Here is a 22,735-nt window from a genome sequence, read left to right as displayed (position 1 = left end):
ACGATTGCCGGATTCATGCCCCGTAGGCATGCCTGCGGGGCAGCGGTCCGACGCGGGCGTGACGGCCGGGGCGGGCGGTGGCGTGGCGCTGTCCGGGGCCCGGGCCGCCGCGGGCGGCCAAGGCGTCGGCGACGGCACCCGTGGCGAAGGCGTAAACGGCCTTGTGCAGCAGGTCCACGACGAGTTCCTTGCGGGGCCAGGTCTGCGGTGGGGCGCCGACGCCGGTCGCGTTTTCCAGGATCTGGTCGTTGGTGAGGCGGACGACGGCGAACTTGGCGGAGGCGACCGGTCCGCGCAGTCCGGCCTGGGCCATGACCGACCGGAGCACCCCGAGGAGGGCGGCCTGGCCGTAGTGCATGCCCCAGTTGACCGACAGCGGCTGGGGGCCGGGTCGTTCGGGCAGACCAGTCAGCCGCTGCAGGACACGCGCGGGAACATGGGAGTCGGGCCGGCCGGTGACGGCCTGCTCGATCTTCTCGCCGAGAGTCATCGCGACCCCTCCGGCGGTACCGGCGAGCAGTCCCTGCCACAGTGCGCGCTTGATCATGCCCTGGCGAGTACCCGGTACGACCGCCTTCACCCACCGGTCGCGCGGCGGGGGCGTCCCGGTGGGCGCCGGTGGGCGGGGAGTACCCCGACTGTGCCGCCTATCTCTCCCATATCGCCCGAGCCCGGCACATGGGCCGCGCAAAGTACCGGCGAGATCCGCGACCGGCTACAACGCCGTCGGAGTGGGTGGCGAGCGCAGGTGCGGGTACCCATGGCGCGAATCACGCGAAACGGATATTTCCGACCCCACCCCTGATCTACGGAGGATGCCATGTCCTTGGTCGAGAAGCTGCTCGACGCCTACCCCGCCGAGACCGGGATGCCGCCCAAGATGCTGGGCGAGGCGGTCGACAAGCTGTACGAGTGCGCCGGCGTCTGCCTGTCCTGCGCCGACGCGGCCGCCGCCGAGCAGGACCCGGAAAAGATCGTGATGTCCATCAAGTGCGTGCGCCTGGACAACGACTGCGCCGACCTGTGTACAGTCGCGGCCCGGATCCTGGCCCGCCAGACGGGATACGACGCGCCGACGACGATGGCGATCATCGAGGCGACCCGCACCGTCCTGCGCGCGAGCGCGGACGCTGCCGAGGAGTTCAAGGGCACCCCGTACTTCGAGCTGTCCGCGAAGGAGTGCCGCGAGACGGAACAGCTGCTGGGTCGGCTGGCCGAGCAGATGGGCTCGAGTGACGCCGGCGAGGGGTACCCCACGTCACCGCCCAGCGCGACGACGCCTGCCGGAGCCTCCATGGGCGGCGGGGCAGGAACGTCCGAGGCGTCCCAGGAGGTCTCCGAGGAGCAACTCCGCGGGATGCACATGGACGAGCTGCGCGACATGGCCCGCGACAAGGGTCTCAGCGGTGTTCACGACATGCGCAAGGAGGAGCTCATAGCCGCGATCAGCGGGAAGCGCGGATCCTAGCGCGGCGAATCGGTGACCAGGATGGACCGGCAAGATCACGCCTTAACAGGTCAAGGCCCCGGGTCGTCGTGTCCGGCGCCGCCGCCTCGAGCAGGTCGGCTCCAGGACGCTGTCCCTGGCAGCTCTCCGGGAGCACGACCTGCTGACGGGCGCCTGAGCAGTTGCTCTGGACCCACGCGCCTACGACGTACCGGGCGGGTCGCGCAGGATGTCCGTGGTGATGTCCGGCAATGACCTGCCGGTGCGGAGGGCCTCGGCGCGCATGAGGGCGAGGGCGTCCTCAGGGCTGATCCGCCGTCGGGCCGCCAGGGCTCCGACGGCACGCGAGGTGTCGAACCAGTGGGCACGGACCACCTGCTCCGGCTCCCACGCCGGGGCGTCGTTCCCCGTGAGCAGCATCTCGCGGGTGGGCAAGAGCGCCGCCGTCACCGCGTCGGCCACGTGGGACGCCTGCTCCAGGGCGTCCTCATCGAGAGCGCGGGGCCGTGTCGACAGCATGTCTACCGACCCGAGGACGTAGTCGCCGAAGAACAGGGGGAGCGCGTACACCGAGCCCACTTCCGGGAGTTTCTCGCGCGCCATCGCCCCGAACAGCGGCCAGGGCGTCAGTTCCTGCCCCAGGTCGTCCACGGCCACGGGCTCGCCGGTCTGCGCGGCACTGATGCAGGGCCCCTCCAGCACCGTGAACTGGATTTCCTCCAGCAGCAGGGCGGCATCGTCCGACGCGGCGAGCAGCTGCCGGGAGGGGGTGTCGGTGAGCAACGACAAGGTGGCACCGTCCACGCCGAGTCCCTCGCACACCGCCGCGCACACCCGCCGGGGAACCTCCTCGCCGGGGGTGCCCGCCGCGGCTTCCGCGACCAGCCGCACCGCCTTCGTCGCCTCAGCCGTCATCCGGCCCTCCGCAGCCCTGACGCATGTGCCCCGATGCCACCGTCACGTGTTGTCTCCCTGTGTCATCCGAGCGGACGGCCACCGCCGACTCACCACCCCTGTGCCTGCGGCGGACGCCGATCCGCGCATGTCGGGTGCCCTGTGTCGCCGCGGGTGAGAAAGACCCGGTCGACTCGGGGGAGGGCCGACCGGGGGAGCAAGCGGCGGGGCGAAGGGTGGTCTCCTCTCGGCGAGTGGCTCCGTGGGGCTTCAGCCGAACGATCGTCCCCACGGGCGACAGGTGAGGCGCGGGGACACTGTCCCCTCCGTACCCGCACACAGTTGAACGATGAAGTCCGAGGTTCTCTTCCGCGCCACACCAAGATCCGGTTCAGGACCTGCAGGCCCGTCTCCCGGCTGGGCACGGCCACGTGGACGTGCATGCCGTGTCCCGCAGGGTGCGATCCGGCTGCCGAAGCCGCAGCAGATGCGGGGGAACGACGAGCTTGCCAGCGGGGGGTGCCCGAAAGAGGCAACGAACGACTCGCCTGACTCACCTGCCCCGGACACCCCGGACCTCCCGGACGAGCTTCCCGCTGGTGTTCCCGATGTGGGCTGCTCTGGTCGTTCAGGCCCCGACTGGAGCGGCTCCCGACGACCCGGACCGCCTTGACCGGGACGGTGACGGCATCGGCTGCGAGGCCAGGTGAATCCACCCTGTACTCCACCACTCCGGTGGCAGACGGCCAGCCCCGCCCGCGGTCGGTGCCGCGGCCTTGGCTTCGGCGGCCGGGACGTGACGGCTCTGCGGGCCTCGCTGCTCGGAGCCTGTGCCGATTGCGGCTGACGTCGCGTCGCTGCTGTGACATGCCTGTCGGGTGCCATACCTTGGCGGCGTTGCCCGGCGGCGGTCAGCCGGTTCTACCCGGGTGTCGTGGACGCGAGGTTCTCCATCGGGCGCGTTCCTGCACGTTGGCGCGGAGGGCGGCCTGGTGGCCACCGGGTTGCGGGCCATGGTGGTCTCATGTCCCGTGTGCCGGGGCTGAGCCCGATGTCTGCCGTGAGGAGGAATTCGGGTGAGCAGCACCGCGCTTGTGGGGGACGTGCTGTCCGCTGCCGAGGCCGGCGGCTTGGGGGCGGCGCGGTCGCAGATGGCGTTGTCGCTGGGCTGGCACATCATCGTCGCCTGCCTGGGGGTGGGAATGCCCGCGATCACCGTGTTCGCCGAGTGGCGCGGTCACCGCACGGGGGATGTTCACTACCGGCTGCTGGCGCGGCGGTGGGCGAAGGCGATGGGGGTGCTGTTCGCGGTCGGAGCGGTGTCCGGAACCATTTTGTCGTTCGAGATGGGCCTGCTGTGGCCCGGGATGATGGGCACCTACGGACAGGTCATCGGCCTGCCGTTCTCACTGGAGGGGATCGCCTTCTTCGTCGAGGCGATCTTCCTCGGCATCTACCTGTACGCCTGGGACCGGCTGCCGCCCCGCCAGCACATGCTCACCGCACTGCCGATCCTCGTCGCGGGAGTGGCCAGCGCCTTCTTCGTGGTCGCCGCCAACGCCTGGATGCAGCAACCCGTGGGCTTCCAGATGCAGGGCGGTCGGGTCGTCGCCGTCGATCCCTGGGAGGCGATGTTCAATCCGGCGACCCCGCCGCAGACCGTTCACATGATCCTCGCCGCGTTCATGGTGGCCGGTTTCCTCATGGCCAGTGTGTACGCGGTCGCCCTGCTGCGAGGCCGCCGCGACCGGTACCACCGGCTCGGCTTCTTGGTGCCGTTCACGATCGCCGCCCTGGTGACCCCGGTGCAGATCGGGGTGGGCGACTGGGCGGCGCACTTCGTGGCGGACAACCAGCCCGTCAAACTCGCCGCCATGGAGGGCGTCTTCGACACCGCGCGCGGCGTTCCCCTGCATGTGGGCGGTATCGCCGTCGACGGCGAGATGCGCTACGCCCTGGAAATCCCGCGGGGCCTGTCCCTGCTGGCGCACTTCGACGCGGATGCGCGAATCATGGGGCTGAACGAGGTTCCGGCGCGCGACCGCCCGCCCGTCAACATCACCCACTGGGCGTTCCAGATCATGGTGGGCTGCGGGTTCGCGCTGCTGGCCCTGTCCGCCTGGCTGGGCCTGGTGTGGCGGCGCCGCAAACGGCTGCCTGGTACCCGGTGGTTCCTGCGCGCCGCCGCGCTCTCCGGCCCGGCCGCGGTACTGGCGCTGGAGGCCGGATGGGTCGTCACGGAGGTGGGACGCCAGCCCTGGATCGTCTACCGCGTCATGCGCACCTCCGAGGCGGTCAACCCCGCACCCGGAGTGGTGTGGGGATTCGTGGTGGTCAGCGTCGTGTATCTGGTGCTGACCGTGGCCACGGTTTATGTGCTGCGCCGCTTGGCCCGTGCACAGCCGGTGCCGATCGCCCCGCAGGAGCGCGATGTCGCCGAGTTCAAGGTCGTCTGAGACGCCGAGCGGAAGGTAGGACTCCGGTCATGTCGCTGCCCGAGACCACGCTGGCCGTGCTGTGGATCGGCCTGACCGCCTACGTGTTGTTCGGCGGTGCCGACTTCGGCGGCGGGGTATGGGACCTGCTCGCCGGAACCACCCGACGCGGCAGGCCCCAGCGCGACCTGGTGGAGCACTCCATCGGGCCCGTCTGGGAGGCCAACCACGTCTGGCTGATCTTCGTCATCGTGCTGCTGTGGACCGGTATCCCGCCCGTCTTCGCCGCCATCGCCTCCACCCTCTACATTCCGCTGACCCTGGCCGCCCTGGGGATCATCGCCCGCGGTGCGGCCTTCGCCTTCCGCAAGGTCAGCGTGGAGATCTGGCAGCAACGCCTCTTCGGCGCCACCTTCGCCTTCTCCTCCCTGGCAACGCCCTTCTTCCTGGGCACCGTGGCGGGCGCGGTGGCCTCCGGCCGGGTCCCGCCGGGCATCACCCAAGGCGACACCGTCTCCAGCTGGATCAACCCCACCTCGCTGATCAGCGGGGCTCTCGCGGTGGGAACCGCCACCTACCTCGCCGCGGTCTATCTCACCTGGGACGCCCAGCGAGCCGGTGATAGGCCGCTGACCGAAGCGTTCCGCCGCCGCGCACTCCTCACCGGCCTCGTCGTCGGTGCCCTGTCCGCGGCCGGGCTCGTCGTCCTGCACGCCGACGCACCCGCGCTCTACTCCGAACTCACCTCCGGCAGCGCCCTGCCCCTGCTGATCCTCTCCGTGGCATCGGGGCTGGTCTCCCTGGCCCTGCTGATGTGGGGCCGCCATTTTCGGGCAGTGCGGCTGACGGCCGCCCTGGCCGTCGCCGGCTTGCTGTGGGGCTGGGGAATCGCCCAGTATCCCCGGCTGCTGCCCGGCGTCACACTCCAAGACGCCGCCGCCACCGACACCGTCCTGTCGGCCAGCCTGATCTCCCTGGCGGTCGGAGCAGTCCTCCTGCTGCCGTCCCTGTGGTGGCTGTACGCCACCTTCCAACGCGACCACCCCCACCCGGCCGAACAGGCTGACGGGCTGACCGACGGAGACAGAAGCACGTGACGGCGCTCATCGCCGGCTGCACCAACACCGAGCCGAGGGCCCGGTTCGGCTGTGCCGGTACCGGCAGCCGGGGGCTTCCCAGCCGCGGCGTGTGATCAGCGCCCGTTTCACTTCCTGGATCGCCTTGGTGATGGCGATGTCACGCGGTGCAGTTGAAGATTGTGCGGCAGCGCCACACGCCGTCATTTCCGTTGAGGTCTCCAGCCGCGGCTCAGTCGTCCCCGCTGTCGAAGACGAAGCGGTGCGCGTGGACGATCGCCGCCGGACCGAAGTACAGCCCGTCGTTCCAGAAGACCGGGCACGACGATGTGCACGCGGCGCACAGGATGCACTTGGTCGTGTCGTCGAAACGCTCCCGGTCCTCCGCGGACTGGAGGCGCTCCCGGGTGGGCTCGTTGCCGGTCGTGATGAGGAACGGCATCACGTCCCGCTAGCCCTGGAAGAACGGCTCCATGTCCACGACCAGGTCCTTCAGCACGGTCAGGCCCTTGATGGGCTCGACTGTGATGGGCTTGCCCGGCTTGATGTCGTTGATCAGCGTCTTGCACGCCAGCCGGCTACGGCCGTTGATCCGCATGGCATCGACCCGCAGATGCCGTGCGCGCAGGAACGGCGGAAGGTCGGCGAGCCGTCCTGCTCCCACTTGATCTTGTGCAGACCGTCGAGGACGCTCCTTCGGATCGATTTCGACCAGGAAGTCCTGCCAGGTCGCCTCCGCGGAGACCTCCGGGTCGAACCGGCGGATCAGGAAGGTGACCGTGATGTACGGGGACGCGGCGGAAGTCTGCTCCGCCCTGTCCATAGCCGGCGTGGCCATCGGAAGCGGCCCTCCAGCGCTCGCTGTGGTGGCTGCCTGCCAGACCGGTCGACGGCCGAGGCAGGCGCAGGCGCGGTGACCCCCCATCCCGCAGAACGCTGCGACGCCCCGCCGGTCCACCGTACGCCCGGTGCTGACCCGGCGCCGCGCGCCAACGCATGCGGTCGATCGGCGATCATCAGCCGCCGGGTACACGGGAGGGCCAATGGGGCTGAACCGGACATGTCGCTCGGCACCACGGCTGATCAACGCCGTGTGGCGCCGATTCCTGGCTGATGAGGCGCTGGCTCGTTGACGGCCTGCGCGGGGCCGTCGCCGCAGAGTTCCCCGAGCGGCGAAGCCGGCCGAGACTCTCCGCCTCAGCGACGTGCACAGCGAGCTGGAGCCTGAGCACACCTTGCTCTGCCTGCTTCAGCAACCGCCCGGCACGGCCGTGGCATTGCTCATGCCCGGGGTCCTTACAGTTTGCGTGGCTCAGCGTTTCTGGCCGGATCGGTGATGTCGATGCCCGCCGGAATGAAGCCGCGCTGCCACTTGGCGGCCAGTTCCTTGAGGTGCTGCTGATAGCGATCAGGGGTGACGACTTTGACGTTGAACAGCATCCGGGCGTGGTCGACCCCGCAAAGTTCGGCGCACTTCCCCCGGAAGGTGCCTTCGCGGTTGGCGGTCACCTCGAAGGCATTGACATTGTGGCCCGGGAAAACGTCCTGCTTCATCAGGAACGGCAACACCCAGAAAGAATGGATGACGTCACGCGAGGACAGGACGAACCGGACCTTCTCGCCCATCGGTAGCCACAGCGTCGGGCCGGAATTGCCGGTCTGCGGGTTGCGGGTGCTGGGGACGCCCACGTCGTAGACACCTTCGGCGCCTTCGGGGAAGTCCTTGCTGTACCTGTCCGGAACGATCCTCAGGTCGGGATGGGCGTTCGCGTTGCCCGTATCTGCCTTGCCGTCCACGTTCTCGATGTAGTTGAAGCCCCAGCTCCACTGGAAGCCGACCACGCCGATCGTGTGGGCCGGCCGTTCGGAGAGTGCGAGGAGCTCGGACTCGTCGCGGGCGGTGAAGTAGAAGAGGACCGAGACGATGATCAGCGGAACCGTGGTGTACAGCGCCTCGATCGGCATGTTGTACCGGGTCTGCGGGGGGAACCTCGACCTTCGTCCTGCTGCGCCGGTGGAAGATCGCCGCCCACAGGATCAGCACCCAGACCACCACTCCCACGGCCAGCGCAGCTGCCCAGGACCCCTGCCACAGGGAAAGGATCCGCGGAGCCTCCTCCGTTACCGGGGTGGGCATCCCCAGGCGGGGGAAGTCCTTGTACGTACAACTGGTGGCGGTCGCCAGGACCAGGCCCGCAGTCAGTGCCTGCACGGGCTTCCGCCGCGTCGGCCGCCGCGGCGTGGGGGTACCGCCCGCGCCCCCCCCAGGGCGTGGGGGAGGTCAGAGCCGTTGGGACTCACGTAGCGCCTTCCCGAGGGTCTTGTCCGCCCGGCCGCTGCGGCCGCCTCACCGGTCGCTCGCCGCCCTGTGTCGGGCATCGGTTTTGGATGTGTATGCGGACAAAACCTACTGATCCCCTTCGGCCCCGGGGCACTCAACGCGCCGCCCACCCACGTGATGCCGCGTCGCTCTCGAGCATGCATCTCCTCGTCTAAGACTTGGGGTGATAAGCGGCCGGCTGTCATTCCACCCGAACGGCTGCCCTCCAAGAGGTCGCCAAAGCCGTCGCCGATGCATGGAGCTGTTGAGGGAGCTGCTGCGGTAGCGATGATCATCGACCACGGCTGTAGGTCCGTCAGAGTGGGCGCCCAGCGCGCGGCGGTGCCCTGCTTCCGTTTGGCTGTCTCTCCCAAAGGCGGCCAGCCGCCGTTGCGACGCCGACGAAGCCGACTCCGGCCCGTCGGGGGAGTCGGCGGCCCCCTCAGCCCAACGTCCCGGGAGAGGTCCCCGCTGGCTGGAACACGGCGAATCCCGTGTTCCCGCACGGTAGAGCAGCCCCACCGGGACTCGGTGCCGCTCCTCGGCCCAGGCGTGCCGCATCACATCGAGGCACCTGCGGCTCGGGCAGGAACTTCGGGCCGTCGGTATCCATCCCGTCCAGGCAGGACAACAGCTCCCTGGCCTCACGTTCCTCACGCAGCCGTTCCTCAACCACCTTTTCGCCGCCCGGCCCTGCCCGGCGGGTGAAGGGATGGATCACCTCCTCCTCGGCCGTCTCGTGCACGGCGAGCAGGCGGACGAGGCGGCGAAAGGCGGCCGCCGCTCGTCTCCGGTGGTCTGCTCCACCTCGTCGAACGGATTGCGGATGTCGCCGTACTGGCGCCCTGCCGACGGTCACCGAGTGCCCCGGCTGCACTGGTCAACCTCTGTTTGGAGCCGGTCGGGGCAGCTCCACGTCGGGTGCGACGGGCACGGGCACGTCCGCCGGCCGTGTACCAGCCCACCCCCAGCACCACCGCCAAGGCCGCATCCACCACATCGCCGCCGTAATACATCCACTGGACGCCGCTGTGTAGGTCGGCAGCAGCGAAGTCGGTGCCGGGCGGCGGAAATGCGTACAGGGTCTTGGCGAGCACCGCGTGCGCGGCGCCGGCGGCCAGCAAGGTGGCACCGCGTACGGTGACACTCCAGCGACGGCGCACCGGATCGAGCTGGCACACGGCGAAGGTGAACACGAGCCCTGCCGCCAGCATGTGCGCGTGCACCACGCCGTGCAGCAACGGCTGGTGCCGCATGGCCGCGAACAGCTCCGTCCGATACAGCAGCCAGAGGCCGCCGACGTCCAACAGGGCCGCCAGCGGTGGGAGGACGAGCCAGCCGACGGGACGGGATCGCGCGAGAACCAGCAGGCGTCGTCGTGCCCGGCCGGGCCTGAGGGCTCGCAGGGCAAGGGTGAGGGGGTGGGCCACGACGAACAGCAGCGGGGCGGCCATGCCCACGACGAGGTGCTGGATCATGTGCCCGGTGAACGGCCCCCCCGGCACAGCTCCCCCCGACGCCCAGGCCGTACCGACGCCCCCGGCGGTGAACGACACATCCCGCCACCGGGGCCAGGCATCCCCGCGGCGCCGCAGACGCCCCGTGGCCAGCAGATACGCCACCGCCACCAGCAGCGCGGCCACCGCGGTGAGCAGCTGGCCCGTCCCGGGTCCGGTGGCCGGGCCGGGCTGGACGTGCGCGAGTGTCACGACGCCGGCCCGGGCCCGCTGCGGCGGGCCGCACGCAGGGCCAGGATCACGCCGATGAGCAGCAGGACCAGACCGGCGATGTTCCACGCCCAGTCGTACGGGGTGACGTCAACCCCGTAGCGGATCTGGTGCAGGCGCAGCAGTTTGTGGTCCACGACCCCGTCGAACAGCTGGAAGAGGCCCAGCCCGAGGAAGAAGCCCGACCACGCGTGGGCCGACGCCAGGGCCCTGCGGCGGCGCAGATCGGCGTAGAGGAAGAACCCCGCGACCAGAGCCAGCAGTTCGGCGGTGTGCAGCAGTCCGTCGGACAGCAGGCCCACGCCGGAGGTGGAACGATCGTAGAAGTGGTGCCACCCCAGGATCTGATGGAAGACGATCTCGTCGACCGAGGCCATGACCGCTGCACCGATCAGTGCGCAGACGGCCATGGACCTGCGGGTCGCGGAGCCGGTGTCCGGTGCGGTGTCGGACCGGACGGAGTCGCTCATGGCTCTTCCTTCCCGCTGTACGACGACGTCGGCTGGGGATGCCCGGCGCCGGGTACCCGCCAGGACAGGGCCAAGCACAAGTACACCGGCCCTCAGGGGAGAGGAGAACACGCTTCAGGACAGGGAGGGGGAACGCCGCCCATGCTCGACGTCGCAGGAGTTGGAGGCCGGTTCCCGCGCCAACCGGCATCGCGGCGGTCACTCGGTCGGCGGCACAGCGAGGACATGGGCGGATTCGGCATGCGGACGGCCAGTCGTCCGGCCGGGGCGCCTGCTGGGCGATCACATGTCTGGTTCGGCGCGCTTTTCGGCGCCCGTCTCCAGGTAGCCGGGGTCGTCGCCCGCGACCCGGCCCACGAAGACGTCGTTGGGCGTCGTGCCCGTCGTGCTGTGCCGGTCCGCCGCCTCGGTGTCCGGCTTACCGCCGGTGTCCTCCGACCGACCTGAACGGACCTCTGCGGAGGGCTTGGTCGTGCGACCCCTCAAGTGTTCGCGGACCCATGACCACACGGACATGATGCCTCCCGATCAGGAGATGCGTGCGACGCCGACGGCGTGCCCGTGGTGCCCTTCCACTCAGCGCCGCACGCGGTTGGTTCACCGTCGTTTGCGGCGCATCGCGACGGCCGCGGCCAGCACCAGGACCCCGGCGAGCCCGGTGAAGACCTTCTTGGCAGCGGCCATGGGCGTGCTCAGTCCGAATGCGTCGCGCATCCGGTCGTAGAGACCGAGCGGCACGCCCAGGACCGCGTTGCCGGGTGGGCGCCGCGGGATGACGGGGTGGGGGTGGGTGGGCGCGCTGCGTCGCACCGTGTCCCATGCCGTGCCGAGCCGGCGCAGCTGCGCAGCGGGCAGCGCTTCCTGCAGCCGGGGCAGCACGAGGTCCTCCTCGTCGCGGATGTCCTGCCGTATCCATGCGAAGACCCGCCGTACCTTCTCCTCACGCTCAGGAGAACCCGGACTCAGGCGTTCGATGTCGGCGACAAGATCGTTGATCTGCTGGTGTTCCTCCTCGACCCGCAAGGTCAACTCGTGCCCGTCCTCGACCGAGCGCCGGACGGCCGGCCATAGCACGGTCTCCTCGGCGAAGGCATGGCTGAAGACCAGCTGGACGGTCTCCCGCAGGACCCGTTCGCGGTGCTCGCCGTCCGCCAGGGTCTGATAGCGGTCCATCAACCTGTCCATCTCGGCATGATCACGGCGTTGCCGGGCCAGCACGCTGCTCGGGCCGCCCAGTTGCTCAACCGTCTGCTCTTTGATCGTCTGCGGCATGGAACTCTCCTCTGCGCGGACCAACCGCAACACCCGTCCGCCCCAGCGGCTGCCGACAGTGTCCGGTGGCGGGTACCCCGACGCGGCGCGGCACACCGTTTGTGGTGTTTTCACCTGATGTTCGGCCCGGTCACGGCCCGGCCAGGTCGCCGGGCGTGTCAGGCGCCGGTCAGCAAGTCGCCCTCCTGTACTGCTGTCAGGGACAGCGTCTTGTAGCCGACCTGCTCGAACAGCACGACGAGGCGGTCCTCCTCCGTGCGCATCACGGTGCCCGCACCCCACTCCGCGTGGCGCACCCGGTCGTTCGTCTCACAGGGGCCGTGCTCGGGCGGGGGAGCGGCCTCCCGGTGCCCGGCTCCGGTGGCTGGGTGCTGGTCCTCTCGGTCGCACACGTCGCACCGCCCGCACGGTTCCTCGAGCTGCTCGCCGAAGTAGCCCAGGAGGTACTGGCGGCGGCAGGTGGGCGTTTCCGCGTAGCCGCGCATCATCTCGATGCGCGAACGGTCGACGCGGCGCCGCCGCTCGAACACCCGTCCCACCTCTTCGGCGGCCTCATCTACGGTGCGGCCGGGCAGAGCCCGGACTGTGCGGCGCCTGCCCTCGACGGTCACCGCTCCCGCCTCTTCCAGCAAGTTCAGCAGATCGCTGGTCTTCCGACGCGACAGGCCGCACAGCTGCGCCGTCCGGCTACGGCTTTGCGGGGCGTCCTGGCCGAGCAGCGTGGTCATGATCCGGCGCAGTGCGTCGGCGTCCAGGGCCCGGGCTGTGAGGAACTTCTGCAGTCTCAGGTCCTCGGGGCGGTAGAACAGCACCGCGCGGGCCGGCTCCCCGTCCCGGCCGGCGCGCCCGATCTCCTGGTAGTAGGAATCCAGCGACTCCGGGACGGACGCGTGGGCGACGAACCGTACGTCCGACTTGTCGATGCCCATCCCGAACGCGGAGGTGGCCACCACCACGGCGGGAGCGCCGGCCATGAAGCCGTCGTGGATCCGGCGGCGGTCGGATACGAGCTCGGCGAGGATCTGCTGGCGCGGTACCGCGCCAGCAGATCCTCGCCGTGACGTTGGTGCGCTGGGAGACCTCGCGCAGCACGTCGAACCCGGCCGTCGGCGCAATCCGGTGGGTCGCGAGGAGGACGCCTATGGCCTGGTCCACTGTCGCGTGGGAGCCGACAGTATGCTGCAACTGTGCGTTCACCTGCTCCAGGTCGGCGATAGCGGCGTCGGCACGCCTTGCACCGGGCGAAGGCCGCTGCGTGCGGGAGGTCGTCATGACTGGTCTCCATAGGGGGCGAGGTCTCCTGTACGCCTGCCCACAATCGCATCAGCAAGACGAGCTCGCTGTGGCCTGAAGATGGACCGCTCTCAGTAGGGACTCAGGAGTAGGCCATCGTTGCTGGGGGTCGGGGCTCGGTCCGGCCGGCCGGCTGCGATTGCTGTGCCAGTCCAGTATCAGGACCGTGGCGTCGTCCTTGAGGTTGCCGTGGCAGGCGTCGAGCACCGCGGCGGTCAGGCTCCGGACGGCTTCTCGCGGGTGCAGCGCACGGGTGTCGTGAACGACCGAACCCAGGTCGACGGCCGCGGCACCACGCCCCTGCATTCCGTCGGTGAGCAGGACCAGGCGGTCCCCGGGACGCAAGTGCAGTTCCTGTAGGCGGTAGGGGGCGGGTGCCGCCACACCGAAGGGCAGGTTGACGGCGAGTTCCACCTCGTCGACGGCGTTGTCACACAGCAGCAGGGGCCGGGGGTGGCCGGCGTTGACCAGTTCGCACAGGCCCGTTTCGAGGTCCCCGCGCACGCCACTTTCGGTCCGCGCCCGGGACGGCATCCCGGCTCCTCGCAGTCTGAGCGCCCGGTCGGAGGCCGCCTCTTCGGCTCCGACGCCGCAGCGAGGCCCTCAGGGCTGGTGAGGCGCTCTGAAGGCCACCTCGTTCAGTGGCGTCCTGAGGGCGCAGGCAGGTCTGCGATGGTTACCCCGCCCCTGAGGGGTACCCGGCTTCACGTAATGCACATAACGGGCAAATCGGAGGTCGAAATGGCAACGCATCCCCGGTCGGACATGGAAACGCACCCCGACATCCTCGCCATGCGCAGTCGACACGAGATGGCCGAGCGTGTCGCGAGTACTCCCAGGGCGCAGGCTGTCGAGGCGATGGCCCTGATCACGGGCCTCTACCTGGCGGCCTCACCGTGGATCGCGGGTTTCAACGGCTTTTCCACCCTGGCCGTCAACAACTTGATCGTCGGTATCGCATACGCCGTGATCATGAGCGGTGGCTTTGGCCGGGCATACGAGCGCTCGCACAGCATGGCGTGGGCCGCTTGCGCACTCAGCGTGTGGACGATCTTTGCGCCCTGGGTTGTAGCAGGAGACGTCAGTACCACCAGGACCATAGTCAACAACATCATCGTCGGCGTGATCGCGCTCCTGCTGGCCCTTATGGCCGCCGCAGCCGGCCGCCCGGTGGATCGGTCGTCCGGTGATCACTCATCCCCGCCCAGGTGATCGAGCTGGATCCGAAGGTCGTGGCACCTACCGCTACCGCGCTACCGGGAGCCGCCTGTCGTCGGTGCTCTGCCCCCGTCAGGCCGCTCCTGGCGGAGGCGGGCTTGCCCGGTCGTCAGCTCCGTAAACAGCGACGCGTTCCGCGTAATCAATCAGCGTCCAGGGCGCCCCGGAGGATCGGACGGCTACTCCGGCCGAGCCGCGGTCGGCAAGCTGCTTTGAAGCCACCTACGGCCCTCGCGGGCCACCAAACTTACGGCCCTGCTTTGGTGTGAGTTTCCAACGCCCGCGCGTACGCCCCGGCGCCGGCCTGATGGAACCCGTACGCTCGCCGGCCACCTGTCACCGCAGACTGAGCCGACGCTCGACTCGCCCGCTGCGGGCGGGGGCAGCAGCCGCTGCATAAGAGTGGGAGGGCGCTGCTTGGTGTGCAGGAGATGGTGATACGGCCGTGATGCGTTCGCCGACCGGCTCCTGCTCGATTGACAGGCACTGTGAAGGCCATGACGATCTCGAGGCCGTACTGACCGATCCTGCCGAGGTCGGCCGCCCCGGCCGGTGGGGACCGTGAGGAACACCTCCAGCCGCTCGGCGAGAGGAAGCGCCCGACTGCGGCCCGTGGAAGCATCGCATGTAGCCGTGGAGGGCTGCCGAGTACCCGTCGGTGGAAGGGCACGGTGATCGGGACTGCCGCCCGTGGAGGACAACTAAGGTCATCGGAGGCAATGATGACCAGGAAGTCGGGGTGCCCCTCCGATCAGGGAGGTGAGTGGCGGCGCCAGCGGCGTCCGCCAGCGCCGTCGCAGGTGCCGTACGCAGTTCCATGAGAGCTGGCACGACCGACCACAAGGAGATCGGGCACCTCTACCTGATCACGTCCTTCGGGTTCTGCCTGGCCGGTGGGCTGCTGGCGATGGCGGTCCGGGCGGAACTGGCCGGCTGGGACTGCAGCGTGTGTCCGACGAGCAGTACAGCCAGCCATTCACGATGCGCGGCACGATCATGCTGCTGCTCTTGGTGACCAGCTCAAGGCCGTCCTGGTCATAGCCGACCCCGCTCTGCGGGAACGATTGTCCGGTCTGGGCAACCGCGAGCTGTTCCGCACATGCGCGCGCCTCGGCCTGCGCGACGGCGGGGGCGACGAGGACGCGGTGGCCCAGGCCACCCATATGACCCTGCGCATGCTCGCCGAGCGCATCGAGCAGCTCACCGGGCAGATCGACGAGCTGAACCGGCGCCTGACCCGGCTCGTCGAGAGCCACGCCCCGCAACTGCTCGTCCCGGTGGGCATCGGCCCGGACAGTGCCGTCACTCTGCTGATCACCAGGGGAGACAATCCCGAGCGGCTGAGCACTGAGGCGTCCTTCGCCACTTTGTGCGGAGTCAGTCCCATCGAGTACTCCTCCGGCCGCCGGACCTCGCGTCGCCTCAACCATGGCGGCGACCGGCAGGCGAACGCCGCCCTGCACCGCATCGTGTTCACCCGGCTGCGCTTCGATCCCCGCACCCAGGCGTACTACGAACGCCGCACCCAGGAGGGCAAGACCCGACGTGAGAACCATTCAATGCCTCAAGCGATATGCCGCCCGAAAGGTCTTCAACCTGGTCAGGACGGTATCCACCAAACCCCCGTTATAGGGGCGTCCGTGATACGTGAGAGGGTCTGACGCGTGAGTGAGACACCGTCGAACACCCTGCAATACCGCTTTGACGGGCCAGAAGAGGCTCCCGTCCTGATCCTCGGTCCCTCACTGGGTACCACATGGCACATGTCGTAGAAGCCGTCTCTGGGCGTCCAGCTGGTCCAGGGCGGGCGCTTAAGTCCAGGTCGGAGCCCTGTGACGCGCGAGCGTCTACGGGGCTCGTGACACGGACGTGACAGAAGATGCGCAGCGGAGCCCTTGCGTGCGGCGGCGGTTTGGGGGAGCGCTGTGCCATCGGTATCTGGGCGAATGACCGACCGGCTGGACGCTGCGCTTGGGCAACCTGATGGTGCGTAGGGTGCTCAGAAGTCGGAGCCCAGCAGGGCGAGAGGACGACGTTCGAGCTGCGCGAAACGGACCTTTTCGCGCAGCCAGGCCGCAACATCACCTTGCCGTTCGAGCAGGAGAACGAGTTCCCGGAGTTCGCCCAGGACGATCACTCGCTGGTTCAGTGCGCGTTCGCTTTCTTCGATGGCCGGCCCGGTGAAGCCAGATGCAGAGATGAATAGGGCGCGGACTTCCGAGCGCCCGTACACCCGCACTAGGTGGCGGCTCATCGCGTTGATCTCGACAGGCTCACCCCACCACTTGATCTCCACGAGGTACGTGGATCCGTCGACTTCGAGGGCGGCGTCGATCTGTTCCACGGGATGCCCCTCGTCGCTACGCAGCGTGAAGGATTCCCTGATCAGGATGCCTTCGGTTGCGAACAGGTCGTTGAGCACGCCTTCCAGGGCGGTGCCTCGCTTTCTCGGGTCGTCTTCGTTGAACAGTTCGTTGAGTCGGTCTCGGAGTGCTTGAAACCTTGCCTTCCGTCGAGCAAGGCGCTCAAGCTCGTTTGTGCGTGCTTTGATGCGAGCTGCTCGCTCTTCATCATGTGCCTGGCTCATCCGCGTGAATGAATCCTTGACGTTCACGAGTTGTCGCACGTTTGCCTGTAGCCCCTGGGCCGGGAGACGGTCGTCCGGCCACAGTGTGGAGAAGTCCTCGAATTCGATCGTTCGTTTGATGATTTCCCTGCGAACGCCCAAGCCTGCGTCGCCCTGTTCATTGATCTGGCTGAGCACGGCACGAACGATCTTGTACTTGCTGACTGCTGACTTGTCCGCGGCGAGCTGGTGTCGATGGGGCGCGAGCAGGTCTTCGCTGACGCCGGCGCCCCGCAAGAATCCAAGGACCCCTTCTTTGCTCCGGTTGAGCCGGGGCACCAGTTCGATCAGCAGGTCCAATAGCTCAGGCGGCCAGTGGTAGGCGTCGTTGTGGGCCACTCGTCATCTACACCTTCCGCGCGGGAGCCGCTCTCCGGGGTGCTTTCGATCTGGACGATGTCCGAACGGCGCAACCCTATGAACCTGATTGTGCAGCGGCTGTCGCCGCTTGAGACTGGGTTTCGCGGGATGCACGGCATGAAGCTGGTGCGGTGATGCTTGATGGCGCCTCTCGGTACGCTGGAAGACTTCTTGGACCCACTGGCGGCTTCAGACTGGCCGAGCCGGGGGACTGGCCCTACTACAGGGGTTGGCCTGTCGGGCTGCTGTCCCACGGCTCAATACCAGCTGGCCCGACCGGCAGGCCGGCCCAGGGCAGGACTCGCCAGATGCCTTCGGCTTCGCGGGCGGCTATCACATACGTGCCCGAGGGCACCGCGCCGAACGTCGCGTCCGCGCAAGCCTGGGTAGTCGGCGGACCGGTGTGAACGACGGCGCTTCTCTCCGGGGTAGAGGTCGCGTAACTCCCCAGCCCTGGGGGTCGTCATTGGAGGCGGGCCGTGTGGTGGATCCCGGGGACTGATCGCCGCCGCACTGGACGCCGGCATCACGGCCTCCTGGGTGACCGGGACGGGCAGGCGGGTGCGATCTCGAAATCAGGCGCACCTCCGGAAGCATCACAGGAACACGGAACCGCATGAGGCGCCGAACGCATCGTGCGCACCAGCGCAGCCGATCTCACGACAAGCCGCGCCGGAGCGCTCCGGCGCGGCTTCGTCGTCTCACGGCTCCGCGTAGCGGTCCCGTCAGGCCGGTCCCCGGCGGGGCCTCGCCGTATCACAGCCCGTGCTGGTTGTGGCTGTTTGACCAGGTGGAAGACCTCCCGGGCCGCATAACGTTTGAGGCACCGGACGATTTCGCGTCGGGTCTTGCCCTCCTTGATGCGGCGCTCGTAGTAGTCCTGGGTGCGCGGGTCCACCCGCAGGCGGGTGAAGACGATGCGGTGGAGCGCGGCGTTGGCCTGACGGTCGCCGCCGCGGTCGAGACGACGAAACTGCCGGCGTCCCGAAGAACGCTCGACGGGACTGACCCCGCACAGCGCGGCGAAGGACGCCTCACTGTCCAACCGCTCGGGTTGTCCCCCACCGTGATCAGCAAGGTGATGGCCGTGTCCGAACCGATCCACCACGTCGAGCAGCTGCGGGGCATGACCTTCCACGAGCCTGGCCATACGAGCATCCACCTCCCGGATCTGCTCGGAGAGCTGGCCGATCCGGAATGCCAGCAGACCCAGCGTGATCCGCGTGGCCTGCAACACCGCCTCCTCACCGACCTATGACGAGGGCCAACGCCACAGCGCGTTGGCCCCAACGAAACTCTGTGCGAGTGTGCGCGGTGTAGTCAGACTTCGCCGCCCTCGTCCCACTCACATTCGGTGCAACGGACTCCCGCGTACATGTCGTCTCGGGCGTGACAACGGGGTAGCGGCCTGTGTGTCGGGCCCGCACGTACCACTCCTCGGCCGACGCGACACCGCGGAGAGTCACAGCGTGTCCCGCCGTACTCGAGAGGCCACGCAGATCCCGCGCGGTTCCTTCCCAGGGAGGCATCCCGCCATGGTCCTCTTCCTGACCCTGCTCATCGCCGGCATCGCGCTGATCGTCATCGGCGCGGCCGTCGACGGCATGCTCTATCTGTTGTCCGCCGGCGTACTACTCCTCATCGCCGATCTGCTCTACCTGGCGGCCCGCTCCATGTGGCGCTCCCCTCGGCGCCCGGCCCGCTGAAAACGCCCGGCCACGGCGGCGGCGGATCCTTGGTGGTGCGGTGGTCGGCTCACTCCAGGAGGGCGAGGTGTTCGGCGGCGCCGCCGCGCCATTCGATCAGGAAGAGGGTCGCGTCGTCGGTGGTGCGGCCGCCCCGTTGCTGCTTGAGGGCGTGAGAGAGTGAGCGCACCACCGCTCGTACTCCCTTCTCCGTGTGTTCGATGCGGTTGACCCAGTGGATGAGTTGTTCTTCGCCGAATTGTTCTTCGCCGGCTTCGTGCTCCTCGATCAGGCCGTCGGTGAAGCACAGCACTCGGTCGCCGCGTTGGAGCATCTGCCGGCTGATCCGGGGCTCTTCACCGCCGAAGCCGACGGGCAAGGTGGTCGGGCCTGCCAGCTGCCGGACGACCTGGTGGTCGCGGATCAGCAGCGGTGCGGGGTGGCCCGCGTTGACCCACTGCAGGTGGCCCGTCGTGATGTTCAGACGCATCATCTGGGCGGTGACGAAGTGGTCGGGCCCGAACTGCTCGGCGATGGCCCGGTCCATGAACGCGTAGATCTCGGACAGGCCGATGTTGGCACGTCTGGCGTGCCGGTAGGCCCCGACGGCGACGGTCGCCATCGTGGCGGCGTCCAGGCCGTGGCCCATCGCATCGAGCATGGCCACGTGCAGGATGTCCTCGTTGAGGGCGTAGTCGAAGCTGTCGCCTGCGACGTTGTAGGCGGGCTCCAGGATTCCGGCCACCGCGACCTGCGGGACGGACATCGCCAGCGGCGGCAGCAGGGACCACTGGATCTCCGCGGCCAGGCTCATCGGTTCACGGCGCCGGGCGCGGAAGAACTGATCGGTGTAGCTGTGCTTGGTGACCAGCATGTCGGCGACCAGGCCGGCGAGCCTGCGCAGCAGCCGCCGGTCGTTGTCATCGACGCTGTCCAGGGTGAGGGCCATCACGCCCACCTGGTCGCTGCCGTCCAGCAACGGCAGGTACATCCGGACGCCGTCGGCCCTCGGCACCTCGGCAGTGGTCGCGTGCAGAAAGGCCGTGCCGGCGGGAGAGTCATCGATCGGCTCGGGCTCGCCGACCACCAGCCGCCGACCTGGCAGTGGCACCAACACCAGCTGGCCGTAGTCCTGCAGCAGGATCGAGACGTCGCGGCCACCGAGCCTGGCCACCTCTTCCGCGATCAGCGGGCCGATCAGATGCGGCGGCATCTCGTGGGCCCGGTCCAACAGCACCCCCAGCAGTCGCTCACCGAACCCTTCCGACCGGTCCAGCATGCCCTCGTCAGGTCGGCGCTCACCTTCCGTCATCTCCGCACCCCCGCACCGGCGTCGTCAAAACTTCGGCCACCGTGTCCATGCTCACCTCGTGCCGTGAAACCAGCGCCCGCACCAACAGCGCTAGCACCGACACGCTCGGTCCGTCCTGCGGTTACGGCGAATGCGCTCCGCTCGACCCGCTCACGTGATCCGTACACACGGGTTCCTGACACGACCGCGATCAACCCGCACAGAGTGACGCGCCCGGCCCCCCGACCAGCCCATTACGCCGGAAAACGGCATGTCGCACATGATCAGAACACACAGCTCTCCGTTCCGCTGTGCACGACATCTCTCCCGGAGCCGTCACAGGAGCAGAGGATCGGAGCCCATGTACGCGAGCAGTCGTGCGGTCTGCGGGGACGGGTGGTGCAGTCGCAGGGACGCGTGGGTCTCGGCGGCGTGCCGCGACGCGTCGAGGAAGACGCGCAGGCCGCCGCTGTCGCAGCGGTCGACGGTGGTCAGATCGACGTCGATGGTGGTGATGCCGTCAGTCAGGCACCGCTCCAGAGCGGCGCACAGCTGGGGTGCGGTGGCCGGGTCGATCTCACCGGCCAGGGTGATCAGTGCTCGCCTGCCCCGGTCGTGCCGGTAGATGTTCAGCTGCGGAAGAGTCATGACGCCTCGGTTCAGATGCCTCGGTTCATGGGTCTCGGCCGCTCCTCGCGCGGTCCACGGCCCCGGGTGCATGCGCCCGGGCGCCCGCGTCGGTACGGGTCGAGTCGACGGTCCGTGCGCGCGGCCGGTGGGGGGAAACCGGCTGGTCACCTGTGGTGAGTGTACGGCTACGGCGGCGGCGCGGCGGGAAGCGGCCGCGGCCCCCGTCGCGGTGGTCCCGTCGTTCGCGGGCGGTCGGCGACTCGGACCGGTCCGGTCCCACAGGGGGCTGAGGCGTGCCGCGGCCGCGGCGGCCGGGCAGGGGGGCGCTGTACCGGTGCGCGGCGATTCTGTCGGCGTGCTGGAGGTTGAGCCGGTGGATCACGTACGCCGCCGCTGCGATGAGGACCACGAAGGCGACGGCTGTCAGGAAGGTGTTCATGGCGGCCGCCTCACATACCGATGATCAGTCGGCTGGCCCGGCCGGGCGGACCGGTCTGTCGGGGAACGGCCGCTGACACCGCGGAGGCGCCGCCCTCGTACTCCCATGCCTCGTCCGGGTCCAGTGGTTGGTCGGCCGCCAAGACGCCGTGCCGGGCCTCGTCCGCGGCGATGAGCGCGCTCGCGGTCAGTGGCGGGCCGTCGTAGTCGGACGCGGCAGCCATCAGCCGGGCCGCCGACTCCGCCCCGGTCTCGGGCGGGATGACCAGGAGATCCCAGCGGCTGGTGCCGTAGGAGAGCAGCAGCAGCTTGTGCGGGTCGATCTCCGGGGTGAACCAGCCGACCTTGACGATGTGGCCGTCCACGGGAACCTTGCGGGGGATGACCGGCCAGTGCTTCGGGTTGACGGCGATGCGGGTGATGCGGCCCCACAAGGGGTCCAGCACGTCGGTGAGTGCCGGCAGTTCGCTCAGCAGATCCCGGGATCGGGGCCACCAGGCCCCGTCCAGGAGTCCGCGGGAGGTGCCGTCGGTCTTCAGGGCGAGACGCGCGGCCGGGGCTGCGACGGGCTCGGGTTGCGGCAGGGTTAGGTGCAAGGTCGCCGACATGATGCGGACCCGTCTCCGGGCCGCCTCTGCGGCGGCCCGGGTTTCATCTTTCGCCGAGAACGACCCGGCATGGTAGCCGGTGTGCGAAATGCCCTCGGTGCTGTCCACACTACTCCGCGCTCCGCCACAGCGCGGAGTATGCGGCCGCCTAGAGCTGGAGCAGCCGCTGGGTGATCTCCCGGTACTGGCTCAGCGCGTGCCGGAGTTCGTCGGACTGTGTTCCGGGGGCCTGGTCCTGCCACCCGGCGCGCAGGAGACGCCGCCGTTCCGCGAGGGCGTTCACGAGCTGGGCGGTGGCTTCGTCGTAGGCGTTCTCGGCCTCTTCCAGCGCCTCGCGCGGAGTGTCGGCGAAGGTGTTGAAGGCGTGCCGGAGGCGCTGGACGATCTTGTCCTGTTCGGCTGACGGGAGCAGCGGCTCCGGGCCCGGGGCACGGCGTTCGGCGGGGCCCCGGGTCTGGCCCGCGGGCTGCTGGGCGCGTGTCTGGTCGTACATCATCGGGTGCCGCTTCCGTTCCGCCCGAAGGCGCTCTTGGTCTTCTCGACGGCCCGTTTCAGGCTTCCGGAGACCCGGTCAATCCTGCCTCGGCGTTGCAGTCGCCTGTTGCGGGTGACCCGGCCGAGTTCTGCCGTGATCCTGCCCTTCATCGGCTGCGCCTGGTTCCTGACGGTCCGTGAAAGCATCATGGCCGGCCTCGCTGTTGTCCAGTAGGTGGGTTCCCGCGGAGTCTGGGCGAGGCGGGTGGGCGGGATGCTTCGCCGTGTTCGGGAGTGGCATGGCCCTGCGCCGTGCCGCCAGTCAACGTCCGGCGACGGTCCGTGTCAACGCGGTGGCCACGCGATCCGGCCTGCCTCGTTTCGTAGCGTGAGGGAGTACGGTTGGAGAAAGCGAGGTCTCTTCGTATGCCGGTGTCCGAACCGGCCCGTCCTCACGACTCCCCATCACAG

20 protein-coding genes and 5 pseudogenes are annotated in these 22,735 nt (G+C 68.9%); 7 read left to right on the top strand and 18 right to left on the bottom strand.

From position 1 onward, the window contains the following. Positions 1–13: 13 nt before the first annotated feature. Positions 14–547, bottom strand: a complete 534-nt coding sequence (locus HJD23_RS06450; protein WP_171110177.1) for a hypothetical protein — start codon at positions 545–547, stop codon at positions 14–16. 273 nt (positions 548–820) lie between these two features. Here HJD23_RS06450 and HJD23_RS06445 point away from each other — a divergent pair, with 273 nt between their 5' ends. Next, positions 821–1,468, top strand: a complete 648-nt coding sequence (locus HJD23_RS06445) for a Rho termination factor N-terminal domain-containing protein (RefSeq protein WP_171110176.1) — start codon at positions 821–823, stop codon at positions 1,466–1,468. Between the two features lie 180 nt (positions 1,469–1,648). Here the strand turns inward: HJD23_RS06445 and HJD23_RS06440 are convergent, their stop codons facing one another. Next, positions 1,649–2,362: a GAF and ANTAR domain-containing protein gene (locus tag HJD23_RS06440; RefSeq protein ID WP_171110175.1), complete on the bottom strand. Its 714-nt coding sequence runs from the start codon at positions 2,360–2,362 to the stop codon at positions 1,649–1,651. Between the two features lie 1,055 nt (positions 2,363–3,417). On the opposite strand from HJD23_RS06440, the gene HJD23_RS06430 reads away from it, so the two are divergent. Further along, positions 3,418–4,797 (top strand): cytochrome ubiquinol oxidase subunit I, encoded by a 1,380-nt coding sequence (locus HJD23_RS06430; protein ID WP_240980644.1) that lies wholly within the window; start codon positions 3,418–3,420, stop codon positions 4,795–4,797. A gap of 29 nt (positions 4,798–4,826) precedes the next feature. Then, on the top strand, positions 4,827–5,873 hold the full coding sequence (locus tag HJD23_RS06425) for a cytochrome d ubiquinol oxidase subunit II (RefSeq protein WP_171110173.1): 1,047 nt from the start codon (positions 4,827–4,829) through the stop codon (positions 5,871–5,873). Between the two features lie 84 nt (positions 5,874–5,957). Here the strand turns inward: HJD23_RS06425 and HJD23_RS06420 are convergent. The 10 genes and pseudogenes from HJD23_RS06420 to HJD23_RS06375 all read right to left on the bottom strand — a co-directional run. Continuing rightward, positions 5,958–6,690 (bottom strand): annotated as a pseudogene (locus HJD23_RS06420) (succinate dehydrogenase iron-sulfur subunit); the annotation flags it as partial. 458 nt (positions 6,691–7,148) lie between these two features. Further along, positions 7,149–7,989, bottom strand: a pseudogene (locus HJD23_RS06415) (cytochrome c oxidase subunit II). A 625-nt stretch (positions 7,990–8,614) separates the two neighbouring features. Beyond that, positions 8,615–8,926, bottom strand: coding sequence for a hypothetical protein (locus HJD23_RS43510; RefSeq protein WP_332110696.1), 312 nt, complete (start codon positions 8,924–8,926; stop codon positions 8,615–8,617). Next, positions 8,841–9,881, bottom strand: a complete 1,041-nt coding sequence (locus tag HJD23_RS44945; protein WP_346770299.1) for a cytochrome c oxidase assembly protein — start codon at positions 9,879–9,881, stop codon at positions 8,841–8,843. The genes HJD23_RS43510 and HJD23_RS44945 overlap by 86 nt, the downstream gene beginning before the upstream one ends. Beyond that, positions 9,878–10,369: a DUF2243 domain-containing protein gene (locus tag HJD23_RS06400; protein WP_232107897.1), complete on the bottom strand. Its 492-nt coding sequence runs from the start codon at positions 10,367–10,369 to the stop codon at positions 9,878–9,880. The genes HJD23_RS44945 and HJD23_RS06400 overlap by 4 nt, the downstream gene beginning before the upstream one ends. A 282-nt stretch (positions 10,370–10,651) precedes the next feature. Beyond that, entirely contained in the window at positions 10,652–10,885 is a 234-nt protein-coding gene (locus HJD23_RS06395) for a hypothetical protein (protein WP_171117937.1), read from the bottom strand. Between the two features lie 81 nt (positions 10,886–10,966). Next, complete coding sequence (locus tag HJD23_RS06390) at positions 10,967–11,641, bottom strand: hemerythrin domain-containing protein (protein ID WP_171117935.1); 675 nt, start codon at positions 11,639–11,641, stop codon at positions 10,967–10,969. Positions 11,642–11,799: 158 nt separating this feature from the next. Next, positions 11,800–12,756 carry a RecQ family zinc-binding domain-containing protein gene (locus HJD23_RS06385; RefSeq protein ID WP_277347770.1) on the bottom strand — a complete coding sequence of 319 codons (957 nt, stop codon included), beginning with the start codon at positions 12,754–12,756 and terminating at the stop codon, positions 11,800–11,802. Further along, positions 12,707–12,913: pseudogene (locus tag HJD23_RS06380) on the bottom strand (ANTAR domain-containing protein); the annotation flags it as partial. The gene HJD23_RS06385 and the pseudogene HJD23_RS06380, both read right to left, overlap by 50 nt. A 51-nt stretch (positions 12,914–12,964) precedes the next feature. After that, positions 12,965–13,429 (bottom strand): annotated as a pseudogene (locus tag HJD23_RS06375) (PP2C family protein-serine/threonine phosphatase); the annotation flags it as partial. A 246-nt stretch (positions 13,430–13,675) separates the two neighbouring features. On the opposite strand from HJD23_RS06375, the gene HJD23_RS06370 reads away from it, so the two are divergent. The 3 genes and pseudogenes from HJD23_RS06370 to HJD23_RS06365 all read left to right on the top strand — a co-directional run bounded on the left by HJD23_RS06370 (position 13,676) and on the right by HJD23_RS06365 (position 15,813). Then, the gene (locus HJD23_RS06370; RefSeq protein ID WP_171117933.1) at positions 13,676–14,146 is read left to right on the top strand and encodes an SPW repeat protein; all 471 of its coding nucleotides are present in this window, start codon (positions 13,676–13,678) and stop codon (positions 14,144–14,146) included. An 823-nt stretch (positions 14,147–14,969) separates the two neighbouring features. Further along, positions 14,970–15,160 (top strand): annotated as a pseudogene (locus tag HJD23_RS43505) (cytochrome ubiquinol oxidase subunit I); the annotation flags it as partial. A gap of 56 nt (positions 15,161–15,216) precedes the next feature. Next, positions 15,217–15,813 (top strand): transposase, encoded by a 597-nt coding sequence (locus HJD23_RS06365; protein ID WP_240980642.1) that lies wholly within the window; start codon positions 15,217–15,219, stop codon positions 15,811–15,813. Between the two features lie 338 nt (positions 15,814–16,151). Here the strand turns inward: HJD23_RS06365 and HJD23_RS06360 are convergent, their stop codons facing one another. Together HJD23_RS06360 and HJD23_RS43500 are read right to left on the bottom strand one after the other, a co-directional pair. Then, positions 16,152–17,117 carry a restriction endonuclease gene (locus tag HJD23_RS06360; protein WP_171117931.1) on the bottom strand — a complete coding sequence of 322 codons (966 nt, stop codon included), beginning with the start codon at positions 17,115–17,117 and terminating at the stop codon, positions 16,152–16,154. A 547-nt stretch (positions 17,118–17,664) separates the two neighbouring features. Next, on the bottom strand, positions 17,665–18,288 hold the full coding sequence (locus tag HJD23_RS43500) for an IS110 family transposase (protein ID WP_232107903.1): 624 nt from the start codon (positions 18,286–18,288) through the stop codon (positions 17,665–17,667). A 385-nt stretch (positions 18,289–18,673) separates the two neighbouring features. On the opposite strand from HJD23_RS43500, the gene HJD23_RS06350 reads away from it, so the two are divergent. Next, on the top strand, positions 18,674–18,844 hold the full coding sequence (locus tag HJD23_RS06350; RefSeq protein ID WP_171117929.1) for a hypothetical protein: 171 nt from the start codon (positions 18,674–18,676) through the stop codon (positions 18,842–18,844). Between the two features lie 49 nt (positions 18,845–18,893). Here HJD23_RS06350 and HJD23_RS06345 read toward each other — a convergent pair whose 3' ends face one another. The 4 genes from HJD23_RS06345 to HJD23_RS06330 form a co-directional block, all read right to left on the bottom strand. Continuing rightward, on the bottom strand, positions 18,894–20,135 hold the full coding sequence (locus HJD23_RS06345; RefSeq protein WP_171117927.1) for a PP2C family protein-serine/threonine phosphatase: 1,242 nt from the start codon (positions 20,133–20,135) through the stop codon (positions 18,894–18,896). A gap of 315 nt (positions 20,136–20,450) precedes the next feature. Further along, a complete protein-coding gene (locus HJD23_RS06340) occupies positions 20,451–20,762 on the bottom strand; it encodes an STAS domain-containing protein (RefSeq protein ID WP_171117925.1) in 312 nt (103 codons plus the stop codon). Between the two features lie 431 nt (positions 20,763–21,193). After that, a complete protein-coding gene (locus HJD23_RS06335) occupies positions 21,194–21,898 on the bottom strand; it encodes a DUF5994 family protein (RefSeq protein ID WP_171117923.1) in 705 nt (234 codons plus the stop codon). 40 nt (positions 21,899–21,938) lie between these two features. After that, the gene (locus tag HJD23_RS06330) at positions 21,939–22,286 is read right to left on the bottom strand and encodes a hypothetical protein (RefSeq protein ID WP_171117921.1); all 348 of its coding nucleotides are present in this window, start codon (positions 22,284–22,286) and stop codon (positions 21,939–21,941) included. Between the last annotated feature and the right edge of the window lie 449 nt (positions 22,287–22,735).

The organism is Streptomyces sp. Z423-1, from assembly GCF_013009255.1.
Lineage (GTDB): Bacteria > Actinomycetota > Actinomycetes > Streptomycetales > Streptomycetaceae > Streptomyces > Streptomyces gossypiisoli.
This window is presented reverse-complemented; position numbering and strand designations above follow the sequence as displayed.